General features: G+C 42.2%; 19 protein-coding genes and 2 pseudogenes. 17 read left to right on the forward strand and 4 right to left on the reverse strand.

From position 1 onward, the window contains the following. Window positions 1-98: 98 nt before the first annotated feature. From V1L52_RS10675 to V1L52_RS10695, 5 genes are all read left to right on the forward strand, one after another. A complete protein-coding gene (locus V1L52_RS10675) occupies window positions 99-1,145 on the forward strand; it encodes a BMP family ABC transporter substrate-binding protein (protein ID WP_428769505.1) in 1,047 nt (348 codons plus the stop codon). Window positions 1,146-1,163: 18 nt separating this feature from the next. After that, the gene (locus V1L52_RS10680) at window positions 1,164-2,792 is read left to right on the forward strand and encodes an ATP-binding cassette domain-containing protein (RefSeq protein WP_428769507.1); all 1,629 of its coding nucleotides are present in this window, start codon (window positions 1,164-1,166) and stop codon (window positions 2,790-2,792) included. Then, window positions 2,782-3,921 (forward strand): ABC transporter permease, encoded by a 1,140-nt coding sequence (locus V1L52_RS10685; RefSeq protein WP_428769509.1) that lies wholly within the window; start codon window positions 2,782-2,784, stop codon window positions 3,919-3,921. The genes V1L52_RS10680 and V1L52_RS10685 overlap by 11 nt, the downstream gene beginning before the upstream one ends. Further along, window positions 3,918-4,763, forward strand: a complete 846-nt coding sequence (locus tag V1L52_RS10690; protein ID WP_428769511.1) for an ABC transporter permease subunit — start codon at window positions 3,918-3,920, stop codon at window positions 4,761-4,763. Before V1L52_RS10685 ends, V1L52_RS10690 begins: the two co-directional genes overlap by 4 nt. A gap of 232 nt (window positions 4,764-4,995) precedes the next feature. Next, a complete protein-coding gene (locus V1L52_RS10695; RefSeq protein WP_428769513.1) occupies window positions 4,996-5,856 on the forward strand; it encodes an Rpn family recombination-promoting nuclease/putative transposase in 861 nt (286 codons plus the stop codon). Between the two features lie 157 nt (window positions 5,857-6,013). Here V1L52_RS10695 and V1L52_RS10700 read toward each other — a convergent pair whose 3' ends face one another. The 4 genes from V1L52_RS10700 to lysS all read right to left on the reverse strand — a co-directional run bounded on the left by V1L52_RS10700 (window position 6,014) and on the right by lysS (window position 9,688). Continuing rightward, a complete protein-coding gene (locus V1L52_RS10700; RefSeq protein WP_428769515.1) occupies window positions 6,014-6,637 on the reverse strand; it encodes an IS3 family transposase in 624 nt (207 codons plus the stop codon). Window positions 6,638-6,850: 213 nt separating this feature from the next. Beyond that, on the reverse strand, window positions 6,851-7,135 hold the full coding sequence (locus V1L52_RS10705; protein ID WP_428769517.1) for a transposase: 285 nt from the start codon (window positions 7,133-7,135) through the stop codon (window positions 6,851-6,853). A 274-nt stretch (window positions 7,136-7,409) separates the two neighbouring features. Further along, window positions 7,410-7,952, reverse strand: a complete 543-nt coding sequence (gene rbr / locus V1L52_RS10710) for a rubrerythrin (RefSeq protein WP_428769519.1) — start codon at window positions 7,950-7,952, stop codon at window positions 7,410-7,412. A gap of 116 nt (window positions 7,953-8,068) precedes the next feature. After that, the gene (gene lysS, locus V1L52_RS10715; RefSeq protein ID WP_428769521.1) at window positions 8,069-9,688 is read right to left on the reverse strand and encodes a lysine--tRNA ligase; all 1,620 of its coding nucleotides are present in this window, start codon (window positions 9,686-9,688) and stop codon (window positions 8,069-8,071) included. Between the two features lie 235 nt (window positions 9,689-9,923). Between lysS and V1L52_RS10720 the strand changes: the two genes are divergently transcribed. The 12 genes and pseudogenes from V1L52_RS10720 (at window position 9,924) to V1L52_RS10775 (ending at window position 18,310) form a co-directional block, all read left to right on the forward strand. Then, a complete protein-coding gene (locus V1L52_RS10720; RefSeq protein WP_428769523.1) occupies window positions 9,924-10,373 on the forward strand; it encodes a VOC family protein in 450 nt (149 codons plus the stop codon). Between the two features lie 43 nt (window positions 10,374-10,416). Next, window positions 10,417-10,572 (forward strand): annotated as a pseudogene (locus tag V1L52_RS10725) (tyrosine-type recombinase/integrase); the annotation flags it as partial. A gap of 185 nt (window positions 10,573-10,757) precedes the next feature. After that, on the forward strand, window positions 10,758-13,316 hold the full coding sequence (locus V1L52_RS10730; RefSeq protein WP_428769525.1) for an AAA family ATPase: 2,559 nt from the start codon (window positions 10,758-10,760) through the stop codon (window positions 13,314-13,316). Between the two features lie 209 nt (window positions 13,317-13,525). Beyond that, entirely contained in the window at window positions 13,526-13,795 is a 270-nt protein-coding gene (locus V1L52_RS10735) for a type II toxin-antitoxin system RelB/DinJ family antitoxin (RefSeq protein WP_428769527.1), read from the forward strand. Then, window positions 13,792-13,923: a PIN domain-containing protein gene (locus tag V1L52_RS10740; RefSeq protein WP_428769529.1), complete on the forward strand. Its 132-nt coding sequence runs from the start codon at window positions 13,792-13,794 to the stop codon at window positions 13,921-13,923. Before V1L52_RS10735 ends, V1L52_RS10740 begins: the two co-directional genes overlap by 4 nt. After that, window positions 13,923-14,621, forward strand: a complete 699-nt coding sequence (locus tag V1L52_RS10745) for a hypothetical protein (RefSeq protein ID WP_428769531.1) — start codon at window positions 13,923-13,925, stop codon at window positions 14,619-14,621. The genes V1L52_RS10740 and V1L52_RS10745 overlap by 1 nt, the downstream gene beginning before the upstream one ends. A gap of 9 nt (window positions 14,622-14,630) precedes the next feature. Next, window positions 14,631-15,272 (forward strand): DUF3575 domain-containing protein, encoded by a 642-nt coding sequence (locus tag V1L52_RS10750; RefSeq protein WP_428769532.1) that lies wholly within the window; start codon window positions 14,631-14,633, stop codon window positions 15,270-15,272. Between the two features lie 435 nt (window positions 15,273-15,707). After that, on the forward strand, window positions 15,708-16,610 hold the full coding sequence (locus V1L52_RS10755) for a Fic family protein (RefSeq protein ID WP_428769533.1): 903 nt from the start codon (window positions 15,708-15,710) through the stop codon (window positions 16,608-16,610). Between the two features lie 86 nt (window positions 16,611-16,696). Further along, window positions 16,697-16,897 (forward strand): annotated as a pseudogene (locus V1L52_RS10760) (hypothetical protein); the annotation flags it as partial. Window positions 16,898-16,990: 93 nt separating this feature from the next. Beyond that, window positions 16,991-17,299 carry a nucleotidyltransferase family protein gene (locus V1L52_RS10765; RefSeq protein ID WP_428769534.1) on the forward strand — a complete coding sequence of 103 codons (309 nt, stop codon included), beginning with the start codon at window positions 16,991-16,993 and terminating at the stop codon, window positions 17,297-17,299. After that, window positions 17,283-17,627, forward strand: coding sequence for a HepT-like ribonuclease domain-containing protein (locus tag V1L52_RS10770; RefSeq protein WP_428771830.1), 345 nt, complete (start codon window positions 17,283-17,285; stop codon window positions 17,625-17,627). Before V1L52_RS10765 ends, V1L52_RS10770 begins: the two co-directional genes overlap by 17 nt. Continuing rightward, a complete protein-coding gene (locus tag V1L52_RS10775) occupies window positions 17,624-18,310 on the forward strand; it encodes a hypothetical protein (RefSeq protein ID WP_428769535.1) in 687 nt (228 codons plus the stop codon). The genes V1L52_RS10770 and V1L52_RS10775 overlap by 4 nt, the downstream gene beginning before the upstream one ends. Window positions 18,311-18,398: the final 88 nt, after the last annotated feature.

Genomic DNA, 18,398 nt, shown 5'->3' on the forward strand with positions numbered 1-18,398 from the left:
CAGGATAATATGTTCAAGCAGGATTCAAACCCTCTTGACAATAGTTTGATGTAAAACTATTATAAAGCATAATCCAATTTAAAGATAAAGGGTCAACTATGAAAACAAACAGACTTCTTTTGACTGCGGCAGCGTTTGTAGCGGTCTTTTTTTTCGCTTCCTGCTCAAAGGCTGAAAAGGCCGAACGGAAAATTGCGGTTTTTGTGCCGGGCGTCGTTTCCGGAAATCCCGTGTACGAAATGCTTAGTGCGGGCGTTACGGAGGCGGTCGCGTCTTACAACGCAGAACACGGCGGCGCGGTAAAACTCAGTGTTATAGAAGCCGGCACGAATCAAGCCGAATGGAGCACAAAGCTGACCGCTCTTGCGGCAACGGGCGAATACGAAGTGATTTTTTCTTCAAATCCGTCTTTGCCGGAATTGGCGGCTCCGCTTACCTCTCAGTTTCCCAAACAAAAGTTTATCATTCTCGACGGCTATCTTAAAGGCAACAAAAATATTGCAACCGTCCGCTACAATCAGCGCGAACAGGCCTATCTTACCGGCTATGCGGCGGGCTTGGTTACAACCGCTTCTTCTTCGGTTATGAAATATGCGAATGCTCAAAAGAAAATCGCCCTTGTTGCGGCGCAGGAATATCCTGTTATGAATAAGATTATTTTCCCTTCCTTTGTAGAGGGGGCAAAGGCCGCCGATCCGGAGATTACGGCGGAGTTCCGCATTGTGGGCAACTGGTACGACGCTTCCAAGGGAGCCGACATTGCCAAAGGTTTGTATGCAGAAGGGGTGGACGTTATCCTTCCGATTGCGGGAGGCGCTTCTCAGGGGGTGATTGCGGCCGCAAAAGAATCGGGATTTTACATCGCCTGGTTCGACAACAACGGATTTTCAAAGGCTCCCGGTTATGTTATTTCCAGCTCGGTTATGGAACAGAAAAAAAATGCCTATGAGCAAACCCTTAGATTCCTTGAGGGCAAAACCGAATTCGGTACGGCTCAAACTCTGGGCATAAAAGACGGTTACGTCGATTTTATTTTGGACGATCCGGCTTTTACCGAAACGGTCGGCGAAGATATACGGGCGCATTTGGAAAGAGCCTATGCCGATATTAAAAACGGCAGCCTCGTTTTAAACAGTAAAGACTGACATTCCGCCGGCCGTTGTATGGAAAGGGCTTTGCATTTAAAAGCTGTCGGAAAATCTTTCGGCAGCAAAATTGTACTCGATAATTTGAACTGCGATTTTCCGGCCGGAAAGGTGTACGCCCTTTTGGGTGAAAACGGAGCCGGAAAATCAACCCTTGCCGCCCTTATAAGCGGCGAAAGCAAAGCCGATTCGGGTACAATCGATTTTCAAAACATATACTCCTGCGCCCTCGTTCATCAGCGGCCGCTTTTGGCCGACCGGTTAAATGTACGCGATAATATAATTTTGGGAAGTGAGCCTGCCCGCTTTTCCTGTTCCCGTTTGGAACCGTTCGGTGTTTCACAACGCGGCAAGGGCTTTTTCGGTTTGACCGATTTTTTTGATTTTGTCGATTTTAAAAAAGCGCGCTGTCAAATAGACGCCCTTTTGAAGGAATGGAAACTTCCCGTAAACCCGCTTTCCCGCATTCCGCCTTTAAGCGCGCAGGAACGCTTTTTTACCGCCCTTGCGTCGGCTTTGTATAAAAATCCGGACATTCTTATTTTGGACGAACCGGGTGCGGTTTTAAATATCGAGCAAAAGCAAGCACTCTACCCTGAATTAAAAAACTACGCTTCAAAAGGAAAAATCGTTATACTTATAACGCACAATACCGACGACGCCCTTGAGTACGCCGACGGCATTTTGATTTTACGCGCAGGCCGAAAAGCCGCCTTTCTTGAATGTACGGGAAACACATGTACCGTTTTAAATCGCTCTTATATAGAAAGTCTTGTATTCGCACGCACAACGGATTCCGCAGCTTCCGCAAGGTCCCCTGCATCGCAAACCTCCCCTGATTCGGGGCTGCCGGCGGTGTCGGCAGTATCGGAAGGGGATGAAAACGCAAGCCCGCTTTGCGAAAGTTCCCGGGCACACTGCACTTATAAGGATTCGGGAGCAATGCCCGTCCTCTCCGTTAAAAACCTCAGCTGTGTGCCGAATGAAGGCTCTCCTCTTTACGATATAAGTTTTGAAGTGTATCCGGGAACGATTACCTGCATGTACGGGCACAGGGAAAACGGTCTTGAAACCCTTGAAAATCTGTTAACGGGAATGAAAACGCTTGAATACACCGGAAGCATTCTTATTGAAGGAAAGCGGGAATTACACCCGCAAACAAAACGGCATACGGGAAGCGTAAAGCACACGGACGCTTCCGGGCCCGGCCGCCTTCGCTCTTTCGGAGCGGGCATTGTGCCCTTTAACCGCACCTTCCGCGCATCGAATCCCGCCCTTACTGTCGAACAGATTTTAACCGTGTACTTAAAGCCTGAAGATAAGATAGACAGCGCCTCCTATGCGCGCAGTTTGATTTTACGTGCAGGCATACATATAGGCATTGAAGAGCGCGCGTCGGCTCTTTCGGGCGGGATGCTTCAGCGCTTGATTATCGAGCGCGAAATCGATGCGTTCAAAAAGCTGTTGATTTTATCGGAACCGGAGCGCGGCTTGGACGTAAATGCCGCCGCAGCCTTAACCCGGCGCTTACAGCGCGCCGCGGATGAGGGAACGGGCATTTTGCTTTTTGTAAGCTCGGGAAGCTTTGCCCGCTTTGAAAGCTGTTTGCGGTATTCGATAAGAGGAGGCCGCTTGTATGAAACTTAAAGGGGGAGCCGGCATACTGTCGGCTGCGGCGGCGCCTTTTGCAGGCTTATTGACCGCCTTGGCGATTATCCTTTGTACGTCGACACAGCCGCTTGAAGCCGCATTGAGTTTTTTTGCCCTGCCTTTGACAAACCTCTATTATGCAGGAACATGGCTTAACGGTGCATCGCTTTTGATTATCGCGGGCTTGGGAGCCGCCCTTGCCATGCAGTCGGGCAATATGAACTTGGGCGGCGAAGGCCAGGTGTATATAGGAGGCTTTTGCGCGGTATTGATTATGAATGCCCTTTTGCCCGAACATGTAATCGGAAGCTCGGCCGAAAACACGGCGCCTGCACAAGCGCTCATGGTTTTTGCCGTGTCGTGCGCCGCCCTTGCAGGTTCCGCCGCAGCGGGAGGAGCTACTTCATTTATTCCCGCACTTTTAAAACGGCGGCGCGGCATAAGCGAATTGATTTCTTCGTTTTTATTAAGCGCCGCCCTTATACCGCTTATAGACTATGCTGTTTCAGGGCCCCTGCGCGATCAATCGAAAAATCTTCTTGCCATGCCCTTTATACACAAACTTTTGCGGTTTAAACAAATACTTGTGCCGTCACCTCTTAACATAAGTGCCGCAGCCGCCATTCCCCTTGCCCTGCTTTGCGCATATTTTTTGTATAAAACGCGGCGCGGGCAGCGCTTTAGAATATGCGGTAAGGCGCCCGAATTTGCCCTCTACTGCGCTTACCCCCTCGGTACGGTAAGTACGGCCGGAATGATTGTGTCGGGAATGTTTCACGGCATAGCAGGCTATGCGGCGGTTGCGGGAACCTATTACACCTGCCACAGCGGTTTTTATGCGGGGATGGGCTGGAACGCTTTGTCCGCCGCCCTTATTGCCCGCTCAAATCCGATTGCCCTTATTCCCGTAAGCCTGTTTTTATCCTATATCTTTACCGGAACAAGTGCAGCGGCAGTCGCCGCCCATACCTCCTATGACGCGGCCTTTTTAGTGCAGGGGGCCGTTATGCTTTTTATATCGGCACAATTTGTATACAAGTCGGCTCAACGTATATATAAGCCGGCCCGGTTTGTACACAAGCGCCGGGAGGGATTGCATACTGTAAAAGAAGGGGAAAAATCGTGAACGCACTCAATTATATTTTTGTGTCGGCCGCTCCTCTTATGCTTATTTCCATAGGGGTTTTGGTAAGCGAATACGCGGGCGTTACGGCGGTTTTTGCCGACGGTATTATAAACCTTACGGCTTTTTTGTTTTTCGCCTTTGCCGTTTTTACCGAAAACCTTGTCTTGTCGGCCGCCCTCTCTCTTGCTTCGGCGGTGCTGATTATGCACGCGCTTTCGCTCTTTGTACACAAAACGCATTCCAACCCCTTTTTGGCGGGCTTATCGGTAAACCTCTTTGCAGCCGGTTTTTCTTCGCTTTTATCCTATATGTGGTTCGGAACGCGGGGAATTGCCGCCGAATACGTTACGGGAACGGGCGTTTTTTCCGATGTTTCCGTCAGCTTTTCACGCCTTCCGGCCGCAGCTTTCGCGTGGATTGTTTCCGCAGCCCTCGCGTTTATCTTATACAAAACCGTATGGGGAATGAGAATCCGCATAACCGGAGAATCTCCCGAAGTTCTTGCTTCCCGCGGTATCGGGGTGAATGCGTATAAAAGTTCGGCGTGGCGCATAAGCGCCCTGTGCGCAGGCGTTTCGGGCATTATCTACTGCTTAAAGCTTTCGGCCTTTGTGCCGAACATCAGTGCGGGCAAGGGCTGGCTTGCCTTAGCTGCCGTCTTTTTGGGACGCAAAACCGTGCGCGGCACCTTTTGGGCGGTTATCGTATTTGCCGCTGCGGAATACGCGGCAAACCGCCTGCAAGTATTTTCAAAAACCTTTCCGCCCTCCGTGCTTATATCGCTTCCCTACATCGCCGCGATTTTACTCTTTGCCCTTTTACCCGCCGGGAAAAAGAAATAGTCGGGCTTTCCTTACAGGACACCCATGGCGGGATATAAAATAATTCCGCACTTTTTTTCGGAGAAAGTCTGTTTTTTTTGTCATAAAACACAATATATAGTATAGGAGAACGGCTAGAAATCGGATGTCTTGTCCGATTTTTAGCTTCAAGTTTCGCAAGCGAAACTTGAGGATACATAGCCTGTGCCGCCGTTCATGGCGGAAAGTGCAAAAGACAAAAGGAGGTAAAACTATGACAAAGGCTAAGCCCAAACGAACCTATAAGGACTCCGTGTTTGCCGACTTTTTCGGGGCGGATAAGTCGGCAAAATCAAACTTTATCAGTTTATACAATGCCTTGCACGGAACACAGCTGCCGCTTGACTGTGAGCTGCGTCATATCAGACTGGAGCAAATCCTGTATATGAACTTTTACAACGATGTGTCTTTCCTTGTAGATAACAAAATCATTGTACTTGCAGAACATCAATCGACCGTCAACTTGAATATGCCGTTCCGTTTTTTGGAGTATGTAGTCCGCTTGTATGAGCAGATACAAAATCCGCGCGATAAGTATTTGCGCCGTTTGGTTAAGATTCCTTCTCCCGAGTTCTACGTGTTTTACAACGGAGAAGAAGATTTCCCGGAATATAAAACGCTAAAACTTTCCGACGCTTTTATGACGGCCGGCTCACAACCGAACCTTGAACTCATTGTCGAGGTGGTGAATATCAATCAGGATAAAGCACATACAATTCTTGAGCAGTGCAAACCGCTTGCCCAGTACAGTTTATTTGTAGACACGGTGCGAAAACACCTCAAGCTTGACAGGGAAAAAGGCTTTGAAAAAGCTGTACAGGAATGTATAAATAATGATATACTAAGAGAGTACTTGGAGCGCAAATCGCGGGAGGTAATGAATATGTTATTGGCGGAATACGATTACGCAACCGATATAGCGGTTCAAAGAGAAGAAAGCGAAGCTATCGGGCTTGAAAAAGGTGCCCGTCAAACCAAACTGGAAACGGCAAAGTTAATGAAGGGTATGAATTACCCGATTAGCGATATTTGCACAATATCGGGCTTAAGCAAAGAAGAAATAGAAAAACTGTAACAAAGTGCGAAGTGCAAATGCCGAAGTGCGAAGTGTGAATACCGAAGTTTGGAAAAGTCAATATTAGTACAGCCCCTAAAGCCCCTAAATTTATAATTAAGCAGCTTTTATTGAAGCTGCTTTTTGCCTATATACAGAAGGAGGATATCCTCCTTCATTAAAAGTATTTATTCTTAACCTGTTGTAGTAGACCATGATGTAACGCCATACAATCGTTTTTACTCATTTCAATCGTCAACTTTTTTGTGTTTATTCGATACAGTTTTTCTTTCTTCAACGTCGCAAAAAAACTTTCCATACGGGCATTATCATAACAGGCTCCAACTCCGCCCATACTCTGCACACCATGTAAAGATGCAATCGTGCGTTTGTATTCATAGCTCGTATATTGGCTGCCCGGATCGCTGTGTGCAATAAAGCCGGGTTTCGGCCGTTCTTTCTCATACGCCTGCCGAATAGCACGTATACACAATTCTTTTTTCATATTATCATCCATGGCAACCGAAATGATTTCTCCTGCAAAGCAATCGAGTACCGGTGCTATATAAAGAGTTCCATCTTTGCAGGCAATTTGTGTAATGTCGGTAAGCCATTTTTCATTCGGCTTTGAAGCGCTAAAGTCTTGTTTAACCAAATCTTCACACTTTTGAGCCTTTTTATCGGCTTTTGTAAGACCGTTAGGGCTTTTTCTGCTCTTATGAAGCAGATTTCCCCTTCTCATTGTCCTTAATACTGTTGAACGCGAACAGGTAATTCCTTTTTGTTCCAGGGCTTTTTTCATTCTTGTTACTCCATAGTTATCATTATCCTCATGTTCTTCAAGAATAGTATGCATTTCGGGTGAGAAGAAGCTGCCATCTTTTCACTGTATGGCGATTTCGTTTCCACTTGTAATAGCCTGATTCCGTGACACACAAAGCTTTACACAGGCTTGCCGTTGACAGTTTCAGTGCCTGACGGCGATTACAAATGTAGTTAAAAATCAGTTTCTTTGTTACCTCTTCTGACCTTTGACGAAAAAACGCAGAGCATCCTGTAATATCCGTACCGTTTCTTTAAGCTCCCTGTTCTCTTTTTCCAGTGTCCGCTGCCTTTCGCTTTCTGTCATACCGTTTTTTCCGACTGTGCCTGTGCAGGTGTCTTTATAACGATTTTGACTCTTCCTCCAGCCGCTGAGCGTATGATAGCTGATACCCAAATCCTGCGAGGCTTTGCGTGTGCCGATTTCATCGGACAACTGCAATGCCTGTGCCTTAAATTCCGTACTGTACTTATTCATGTCTTCCCCACTATACCACAGAGGGGCTTTTTATACTGTACTTTTATGATAACTGTTCAAGTTTTGCTAAGCAAAACTCGCATAAAAACAGCTTTAAGTTCGCAATTCTGAAGAATTGCTCACACTTAAAGATAGTATTGGATATACAGTTTTGAGCTGTATAGGCCGGATTCCAAAGGCCGGCGAGGCCTTTGGCTGTGCGGGAAAGTGAGAGGGGCAAGGGGAGAGAGGAAACCCTGCCCTGAACGGGGTTTCCTCTCTCCCCTTAATAGTTTTAGTACGTTTTTACTCTGCGTTCAAAATAGCCCTGCGGATGGTCGCAGACGGGGCATTTTTGCGGCGCTTTATCGCCGAAGTGAATGTGGCCGCAGTTTGTACAAATCCAAAATACTTTTTCGCCGTCTTTGTATAAGGAACCGTCCTTTAAGCGCGCAAGCAGGGCCATGTAGCGCTCTTCGTGTTCTTTTTCGATTTTGGCGACCATTTCAAAAAGGGCGGCAATGCGCGTAAAGCCTTCTTCTTTTGCGGTTTTTGCAAAATCGGCATACATTTCCGTCCACTCATAGTGTTCGCCTTCGGCAGCCGCCAAAAGATTGTCGGTTGTCGTCGGAATCTCGCCTCCGTGCAGTTCTTTGAACCATATTTCGGCGTGTTCTTTTTCGTTGCCCGCGGTTTCTTCAAAAAAACGTGCGATTTGGTTGTAGCCTTCTTTTTTTGCCTTCGACGCAAAATAGGTGTACTTGTTGCGTGCCTGACTTTCGCCTGCAAAAGCGGCCATCAAATTCTGTTCGGTTTTTGAACCTTTTAATTCAGCCATACTGAGCCTCCGTTGATGTGATATGTGTGTAAGATGCCGAAAAGCCTCGTCCGCTTACAACCGGCATGTTTTGTGTTTACTATTTTAGCGCCGCACGTGCCTTGCGTCAAGAACAATCAGCGGTAGGGACTTAACAACGCTTCAAGTTTTTCCCTGCCGATAAGCTTTATAAAGCCTGCAAGCCGCGGCCCCTGCGTTTTTCCGATAAGCACGCGGTAGACCGCTTCAAACATCGCCTTAGGCTCAATGCCCGTTTCTTCGGCAACCGCATACAGCGCCTGCGACAAGGGCTTTTCTTCAAGACCGTCCAGCTTGGGAAGAATATCGGTAAGGATTTTGCGGATACACAAGGTTTCCGCCTCGTTCAAATCTTCCTTTGTACAATCGCCGGGATTTTTCAGCGTAAAGCGGAACTCTTCGGGAGCGCATTCGCTTATCCAATACCGGGCGCATTCGCATCTCTTGCGGAAGCGTTCAACCTGTTCGGCCTTTATATCGGGGCATGAAGCGAGCACCGCCTCGATATCGCCGGATGCCGTTTGCAGCATATTGCACAAATGACGGAAGGGCACCTGATACGACATGCAGGAAGGCATACCGTCTTTAACCTGCGACAATTCGTAAATGCGCTTTTCTTTTTCGAACACCTCGTCGTTTTTCGCCTTGTCGACCCCCCAGGCGATGCGTTCGGTTTTATCGTAATCTTCGTAGGTTTTTATAACGTCCAAGTCGAAACTGATGGAAAACTCCGTATTCGGCCGCGTACCCGCAAAAAGGTAGCGCGCAATTTCAGGCTGATACACCCGCAACACGTCGTCCAAGCTGATAACCTTCCCCTTCGACGAGGACATTTTTCCGGGCAAGCCCTTTATGCCGATAAAGTCGTAGCGGAAACTCACCGGAGCGGGCCAATTGTAAATCTCCTGAGAAACCAAGCGCGCCGTGTCGAAAGAGCCGCCCTGACTGTGGTGGTCTTTTCCCGCAGGCTCGAAAACGGTTTTTTCAAACTGCCAGCGCATCGGCCAGTCTACGCGCCAGCCCAGCTTTAATTCTTTGGACGAACGCAAATCCGCCTTTTCGCTGTGGCCGCAGCTTGTGCAGCGGTATTCCACACCGTATTCCCCGTCGTAAGACAAAATCTCGGTCGTGTCCTTATTGCACTTACAGCAAAAGGCCGCCGCAGGCCAGTACTCCTCGCTTTCGGGAATTTTGTGAGCATCGTCGCGGTAACGGTTCAAACAGTCCTTGATTTTACCGCGGTTTTGTAAAGCGGTTTTCATACCCTCCGCATACATACCCGAACGGTAACGCTCCGCCTGATATAAAAATTCGGGCTCAATCCCCACCAGGGGCAGCACTTGTTCAACATCAACCTCGTGATGACGCGCATACGAAGCATCGCGCCCGGTCGTATCCGGCACCATCGTAATCGGAAACCGCAAATGAGCTTCGAGCGTTTTTTTGTCCGGCATATTTTCCGGCACTTTGCGGAACACATCGTAATCGTCCCACGAATAAATAAAGCGCACGGTTTTTCCCAACCGCCTCAGCGCGCGCACCACCAAATCCACCGATATAATTTCGCGGAAGTTCCCGATATGAACGGTCCCCGACGGCGTAATCCCCGATGCACAGGTGTATGAATCCAAATCCCCGCGTTCACGGATTATCTTTTGTGCACACTGATCCGCCCAGTGAACCGCCTGCACCGCATTCTTTTTTTCAGTATTACTCATTCCGCCAGTATAGCAAAAAAAGCGCCCCTGTACAACACGGAAGGGAAAAGACTTGTTCAAAGTATATGTATTATATATACTTTGAGCGATAGGAGGCGGAAAATGCAGGCAAGGGTTCAAAAACGATGATTCGCTTTGACTTGATTTTGCCCGGGAACTTAAACACGGAAGACGACATCAATACGGTTACGGGAAACATAAAACTTATATTTGAATCAAAAAAAGGAAGCCGACCATGCAGCCGATTATCGACCATATTCATATTACCGTAGAAAATTTGGAAAGGGCGGAAAAGTTCTATGACAGCTTTTTACCGCTTCTCGGTTTTGACCTTTCTTTAAAAGAACACGATTGTGTTGACGAACACGATTATCACATTGTAGAGTATCACAGCAGCAGCAGCTCCATCGGCTTGGTCAATTGCAGAACCGCATTCAAAGCAGAGAAGATCAACAGAAGAAAACCTGGCTCCTTGCACCATATGGCGTTTCGGGTAAACAGCCCTGCAAAAGTCGATGCTTTGTACGAACAAATCAAAGCCCTCGGCGCACCTATTGTTCATGCCCCGCAATTGTATCCTGAATATTGCTGCGACTACTATGCCTTTTTTTTCAAGGACTCCGAAGGGATTGAATACGAAATCGTCAGCTTTGCACGCGAACAGTATTTTCCGAAAGATTTATGAAAATTAAAAAAATACAAACTGAAATTGACGAAATAAAAACGAACGCCGCCCTTATGCAACCAACCTTTGGGAAGCCGGTTACGGTATTCGCACAATTCAAGAGCATCTCGGTTACAGCAATGTTGAGACTACTATGGTTTACATACAGGTTCTAAACCGAGGCAGTTTGGGTGTGCAAAGTCCTATAGACAGGCTGTGAGTTTGTTTCGTTGACCGTTTAATGAAGATAGGCCTAATCTGCCGGTCTTGATTTGTTTTTGCTCTACTATGGTAGAGAGGTTTGTCATTTTGTTTTGAGGCAGTTTAGATTGCAAATTGCCGTTTTTAGCGATATAATGAGGAAGGGGCGAGAGGGATGGTAGGTGTACATATAAGGAGTAAATTATGACATCAGCAACAAAAAACAAAAAAGAAATTGTTGATTTCCTTTGGGACTGGGCGGACAATTCTGATTGGGCTAAGTTATTGGTACATAAAGTCGTCAGCACTGAAAGCAGTTTACTTAAATCTGATAGAGAAAAAATATTTAAATATTTCTTGCATAAAATTGGATTGATAAAAGAGTTGCCTCCTCTAACAATCACAAAACCAAGTTATTCACCTGCTTCAAAAAAAATTGAGCTATCTGCACTTTCAGAAGTCACTGGTGTTAATAAACTGGCAAAAGCACAGACAATAACATTTGCACCAAACCTTACTGTCATTTATGGTGAAAATGGAACAGGTAAAACCGGATATGGAAGAATCCTAAAAGCTCTTGGATTTAGTTATGATCAAAATAACACCATCTTATCAAATGTTTTCAAAGTAAAAGAACCTCAATCTGCTAAAATTGTTTTTGAAGCGAATGGTAGCCCCGAAACATTTGTTTGGACAGGAAAAAACAGAAATGATGATCTAGCAAGTATCTCGGTTTTTAACAATAACTGTGTTCAAATCAGTCTCGATGGCAGTCGTCAACTGATTGTGTCACCTATAGGTTTTCATTTATTTGATCTCGTTTCTTCAGAGCTAAGTGCTTTAGACGCTCTATTTCAAGATAAGAAAAATGAATATCCAGTTCAAGTTTCGTGGTTAGAAAATCTAAATTTAAATACCCCGCAACAGGTATTCATCAGTAATCTATCAAAAGACTCCGATGACCAAAAACTATCTGAGCTTTCGACCTTTGGCAAAGAACAAGCAAAAGAACTTCAAGCAAAAGAATTAGATTTATCAAATCTAAATAAAACATTACTGCAAAATGAGATTCGAGCATTAAACTATCAATGCTCAGAACTGAACACAATTACTGAAAAAGTAGAACAAGCAAAAAAGGTCTTGAATGCTGATGTATGGAACCAACTAAAGCAGATTAATCAATCCATTGCTGAATTAGAAAAAAATACTCAAAAAGGCATTAGTGAGATTGCCTTATCAAAAGGCATTGAGTTCTATGAAACAAACGAGTTTAAAACCTTTTTAAGTTCAGCAGAAGCTTATATCAAAAAAATGGCTAAGCCTAATTATCCGCAAAATGACGATGTGTGTATTTATTGCAGACAACCTCTTGAAGTTGATGCAAAAGAGTTATTAGAAAACTATCGTAGACTACTGAATGATAAAACAGAAGAAAATTTAACTAACCTTATAAAGTCTAAAGATGACTTGATTAATTCCGTAAATGATATAGATACATCATTAAAGCTAAGCCATCCAAGCTTCGGAAGTGATGATAAAGATAATCCAATCCAACCAGAAGAATTGACTGCATATAATAGAGAGTTAGAAATTCTAAAGAAAAAAATTATTAATGATGAAATTTCAGATGACTTGGTCTTTAATTTGAAATATGATGATTTTAAAACATTTATTTCTAATAAAGCAATACAACTTCAAGATTCTTTAACCGAGAAAAACGAGTTATTAACAAATATCGAAACCAAAGAGAAAGAATTAAAAAAAGTTATAGCTGAATTGCAAGACCGTAAATATCTTTCCGAAAAAATTGATGAAATTAGGGATATAATTGTTAATTACAAAATATTGGCTATTCTAAATAAACACTCCAATTCCTTTTCTACAAGTTCAATCAGTAGGAAAACATCACAGGCTAGGGAAGAGCTGATAAGTCAGGATTTTAATAATATATTTCAAAAAGAATTAATGGCTCTTAGAAAATCAGAAATGCCAATAGAGTTAAGCTTTGGTACTGATAAGGGAAAGACAAAAATTAATCATAAAATCAGTAATCATCAATTATTGGAAATCCTGAGTGAAGGAGAGCAAAAAAGTATTGCATTAGCAGAATTTCTAACCGAATTGCAATTAGATAACATCAATGCCCCTGTAATTTTTGATGACCCTGTTAACAGTCTGGATCATAAGATAATCGATTCATTTGCAAAACGGGTTATACACCTCAGCAAACAAAGACAAGTTGTTATTTTTACCCACAGCGTTTTACTTTTCAATAGTCTTCTTTATTCCAGCAATCAGCCAAGTTTCAAACACTTGAAGTATAAGTTTTACAATTCTCAGAAAGAGTATGATTTTGTGGGTGTAATTACTGAAGCTGAAGAAGAAAAAAATAAGGTAAAGCAGAATATCAGTAAGATTAATACATTAATCAATAGCAAACCCAAAGGCAGATCAGAAGCAGAAGTTGTAAAGGAAGGCTTTGGTGAACTTAGAAGTGCTATAGAACTTTGTATTGAGCATGAAATCTTTAATGGTACTATCCAGAGGTATCAAAAGCATGTTTCACTTGGTAAGTTTATTCAGGTCAATGCTGAAGGCTTATCTAAACATAAAGAGACTCTCAATGATATATATGAGCGTTGTTGCGGATTCATTAATGCACATAGCAATCCTGAACTCATTCATAACGATCCAACCATTGACGACCTAAGAGCTGATTTTGAGGAATTTAAAAAAATAAGATCGGAGTTTATTAAGAGCTAGAAGAAGAATTTAGAAATAAAACCTACCACCCGCTTCAACCTGACATTGCGGACGAGCCGCAAATGCAGGTTAAGCGAATGTTAGGACGACACCGCCGGATAGGGCGGTGATAATAAAATAAACATTTAACCTTGAAAAATTGCTTATTTAAATATATAATATTCATACTAATGTATTAATGCCAAATACTTAAAAAGGAGAAGTCAATAATGGCAAATACAACACTTGTTCAAGTCAGAGTTGATGAAGCTCTAAAAAATGAAGTTACTCATATCTATGATTATTACGGATTGGATTTACCGACAGCCATCAGAATTTTTATGAAAAAAACGGTTGCAGTTAAAGGGCTTCCTTTCGACCTTAGAGATGACGCAAATAAAAAAAATATCTGGCAATATTTTGGAAGCGGCAAAGATATCGAAATGAATATACCCACTGAACCGGATTTGTCTGCTGATACAAAATTGGAGACAATGTGAAATATTTTTTAGATTCAAACATTGTAATCTATTTCATAAAGGGACAATTTCATAAGATTGGAGAAAAACTGGAAGAACATGAAGGAGATATAGTTATTCCGTCTGTTGTTCTTGCCGAGCTTGAATAATGAAAAATATAAAAATACCGTTAAGGATATTGTTTGTATTCGGTATGTTATTTATTTCTTATATAGCCACACTACTCGTAGGGTGTGCCGAGCCTGTTGGCTTTCCGCAATCTTTTCGGGTATATTATAGTGATAATTATTCACAGCTCATCGCAGATGCAAATTATTCAGGAGAAGTAAAAGTTGAAGGTATTCAGGTAATTACGCAACAGGTAAGTTGCGGATATGCTGTAATAGAAATGCTTGCAAAATGGAAAAATAAAAGTATTAGCGAACAATCATTGTTATCCCAAAATAATGGTAAGATTTCCACATCTCTCGGATCGGGCTTTTTGAATGAGATGACCAAGCAGTTTCCGGAATGGGAAATAATTAGGTGTGTAAATCTTCCCAATACCGAATTGCTAAGGCAAATATATTCGTCACTCGAGAAAGGATTTCCCGTCCCGATTGAATTTGCCGCGAAAAATACAGATGGTAAATGGACACTTCATTTTGCTCTTGTTAATGGCGTTGATTTTCCTAACAATCGGATTTTTGTATTAAACCCGTATGGGTATGAGGAAACATACACCATAGATAATTTCATCAAAGCGACACGGTATGAGTGTTATGAAAATATGGAGTGGTATTTTTACGCGGGATTCCATATAGGTTTATTTAATAAAAACACGATGTATCTTTTAAGCAGTAAATAAGGACATGGTATGAAGCGGGCAACGATTACTTTCTTTATGTTTATTTTTTTCGTACCGTCTATTTTACTGCATGCAGCGGAAACCGAAAGACGATTTTCCATTCAAACAAATCCGATTTACATCATAATCGATTCAATTTATCCTTTTCTGGATAAGGAAGGCCGGACTAATTATTTTACAATGAATCTTGAAGTTCAATATTCGCTACATAAACGATTTTTCCTCTCACTGAATAATAACGTCGCATATGAGAAGTACTTAACGAGTTATTATCAAGACAGTAGCGGAAGAAGGTTTAACAAAAGCTTTGCACAGCAGTTTCAATATATAGCTGAACCGGAGTTTGCATATAAGCTGTCCGGCTCATATCTGCAGGGCTTCTATGTAGGTGCAGCTCCCAGAATAGGATTCACACATGTTTCTTCAAGTAAGATAAATGACTCCTTCCTTGTCTTGGGATTTGGTGTTATTTCCGGTTACCAGTGGATAATAAAACGGGGGTTTACAATTCAATTAGGAGCCGGAATCGGCAGATCGTGGCCTATTCCGTTCAAAAATAATGTGAGTGTATATGACCAACGAAGTGAATGGCGTTTATTCAATCTTCCCTTTGATATACCTTTGAAACTACAAATCGGATATTCTTTTTAGGGCCTATATGGCAGTCTGAGAACTTAAGAAACCTACCCCCCCGCTTCAAAGCTGAAAGTTGCTAGGCGCTACTCTTCGTTCAAACCGCAAATACAGGTTAAGCGAATGTTAGGTTAACGCTCGGCGGCGCTGTTTAGATGTATGGAATGTTTTATGAGGAAAGAATGAATAATACAAAAATTTTTGATCCTATTTTATTAATTACAATTGTTGGAGAATTTTTAGTTCCATTTATTGTTAATTCGATTAAAAAACCGGTTTCGTAGTTAATTATACCGGGATTTCAATGCGGTTTAATTGCGTAGTTGGACGTACAGCCGGCTGGTGACTTAGTAGAAATATATAATAAACCGTTTTATTATCGGCAAAATAAAAGTGAATTTAAGTATGCAAATCAGCTTTATATATTGCCGATAATGTGTTATAATATTACCTATGAATAAGATAATATTCATATCCGTTCAAGAAACTGCAAAACGCTGGAAAATCAGCGAACGCAGCGTAAGAAATTACTGTTTGCAGGGTAGAATTGTGGGGGCTCTTTTAGAAGGAAAAACATGGAAAATCCCTTCCGATGCAAAAAAGCCTTATCGAAAAACTCGTCATACAGCAAAACAGGATACTCTTTTATCATTTCTTAAACGTGAAAAGGAAGCCGGCTTAAAAGGCGGAATTTATCACAAAATTCAGATTGACCTTACTTATAACTCAAATCACATCGAAGGCTCAAAACTTACCCACGAGCAAACCCGCTTTATTTTTGAAACTAGAACTCTTGGCGTTACGGATGGATTTGTTAAAGTTGATGATATTGTTGAAACGGTAAATCATTTTCATTGTATTGATTTAATAATCGAAGGTGCACATACGAAACTTTCGGAAAGTTTTATAAAACAGCTTCATTATATTCTAAAGTCAGGCACAACCGACAGCCGGAAATCATGGTTTAAGGTTGGGGATTATAAAATGCTGGAAAACGAAGTGGGCGGCGATGAAACTACAAAACCTGCGGATGTTGCAGCAGAAATGAAAGCATTATTAACGGAATACAATGCAAAATCGGAAATTACTTTTGATGACATCTTAGATTTTCATGTCAGGTTTGAAGCAATTCATCCATTCCAAGACGGTAATGGCCGTATTGGAAGATTAATAATGTTCAAGGAATGTCTTAAACATACTATTGTCCCTTTTATAATTACTGAAGAACTAAAAATTTACTATTACAGAGGAATTAAAAATTGGAAAAATGAAAGAGGTTATTTAAGAGATACATGTCTTACCGGACAGGATTTAATGAAACAATGTTTGGATTATTTTGGTATTATGTATAATTAATTATTATTTTAATTAATAGCAAGTGAGCGGTATTACAATAAAAACTAACCCGCGCTTCAAAGCCGACGACAAGGAGGCATGATACAATGACAATAACGGTAACAGCAACGCTTATGCTGATGGTGTTTTATTTTCTTTTGCTGTATGGAGGCGTGGCTTTTGTTCAGGACAAAAAGTTTTTTTCTTCAGCCCCCAAAGAGGTATATGATGCCGTTCCCGACAGAAAAGAAAGATTCCGCGGTGCCCATATAGTCGGCTGGATTATAATTGCATGTGCTCTTCTTATTTGCGCTGCACTCGCGTGGATATGTACTTTGTTTTAAGGGAATTCTTTGTTGCCGGTCTTAACTCAATACATAAAGTCATGATATAATACCGGTATGAAACCGCAAGCAAAACAGGAAATTTTTAATTTTCTGGAGTATAATAAAAATACGCTCCGCTCGTATGGTGTAAAAAAAATCGGCTTATTCGGTTCTTATGTGCGTAATCAGCAAAGTCAAGAAAGCGATATTGATATGCTGGTTGACTTTTATGCCGATAAAAAAAATTATAATAATTTTATCAATTTGGTTTATTATTTGGAAGATAACCTAAAAACAAACGTAGATTTATTAACACCGGAAGGCTTAAGTCCGCATATTGAACACACAATACTTAACGAGGTTGAATATGTATCGCTCGAATGAAGATTTATTCAAACATATTTTTGACGAGATTATTTTTCTCGAATCTGAAACGGCCGGCATGACAAAAGCGCAGTTTCTAAAAGATGCAAAAGCACAGCGAGCCTTTGCACGGAGTATTGAGATTATCGGAGAAGCTGTTAAGAATATTTCAAATGATGTGGTAACAACATATAAAGAGGTTCCATGGCGGAATATTGCGGGCATGAGGGATAAGCTTATACATGGTTATTTTTCCGTTGATTATGAAATTGTATGGGATGTTGCAAAAAATATTATTCCTGAATTTAAGTGCCGGCTAATAAAAATTATGAATGAAAAACCGGTATGACAATCAAAGAAATACAAACTGAAATTGACAAAACAAAAACGGATATGGGTGATTTTATCGAGCTGTACAAAACGGAGCATACGGCCGGCCATTACGAAAATTGGAACAGTAAAGACGTTATCGCGCATATTCTTGAGTGGATTATCTTTTCAAAAAATAAATTACAGGCTATTGCTTATAACCGGCAGTTTGAAGAAGTCTGCGATATCGATGCGTTTAATAGACAGGCTTGGATAAAAAACAAAGATAAACATATCGGCGAATTAAAAGAGAGTATAATGTTCGAGCTTGATGAATATAACAAAACCGTTTTACTGTACTCGGACTGCGATTTACAAAAAAAAGATTTACCGACCGGCTTTTCATTCGAATTGTGGCGCTATATGATTATGGACACCGTTACGCATCCTGTTTTGCATATGTTGTATTATATGTTAAAAACAAAAAAATATGAGCGCTTTGTTTTACTATGCGAAAAACGGCACAAAACATTTTATCGGTATTCAAACGGAAGCCCCGCTGTCTATTCCTTTGCCGACTACATCGAAGACAAAACGCAATTCAGTGAAAACATACAAGCAGTAGCATCCATGTATCCGAATAAGGATGTGATTGACATAATTTTGAAAGTAAATCATGAAATTACGGGCATCGCGGCCCCCCCACCGCATGCTTTACCCTAAGGTCATCCGGTCTAAGTAAAAATAAAAAAACTTGCCTTTTTCAAAAAGCCGTGTTATGATTACTAATATATTAATAGTATATTACGGA

It is taken from the genome of Treponema sp. HNW (assembly GCF_050320395.1).
Classification (GTDB): Bacteria; Spirochaetota; Spirochaetia; order Treponematales; family Treponemataceae; genus Treponema_C.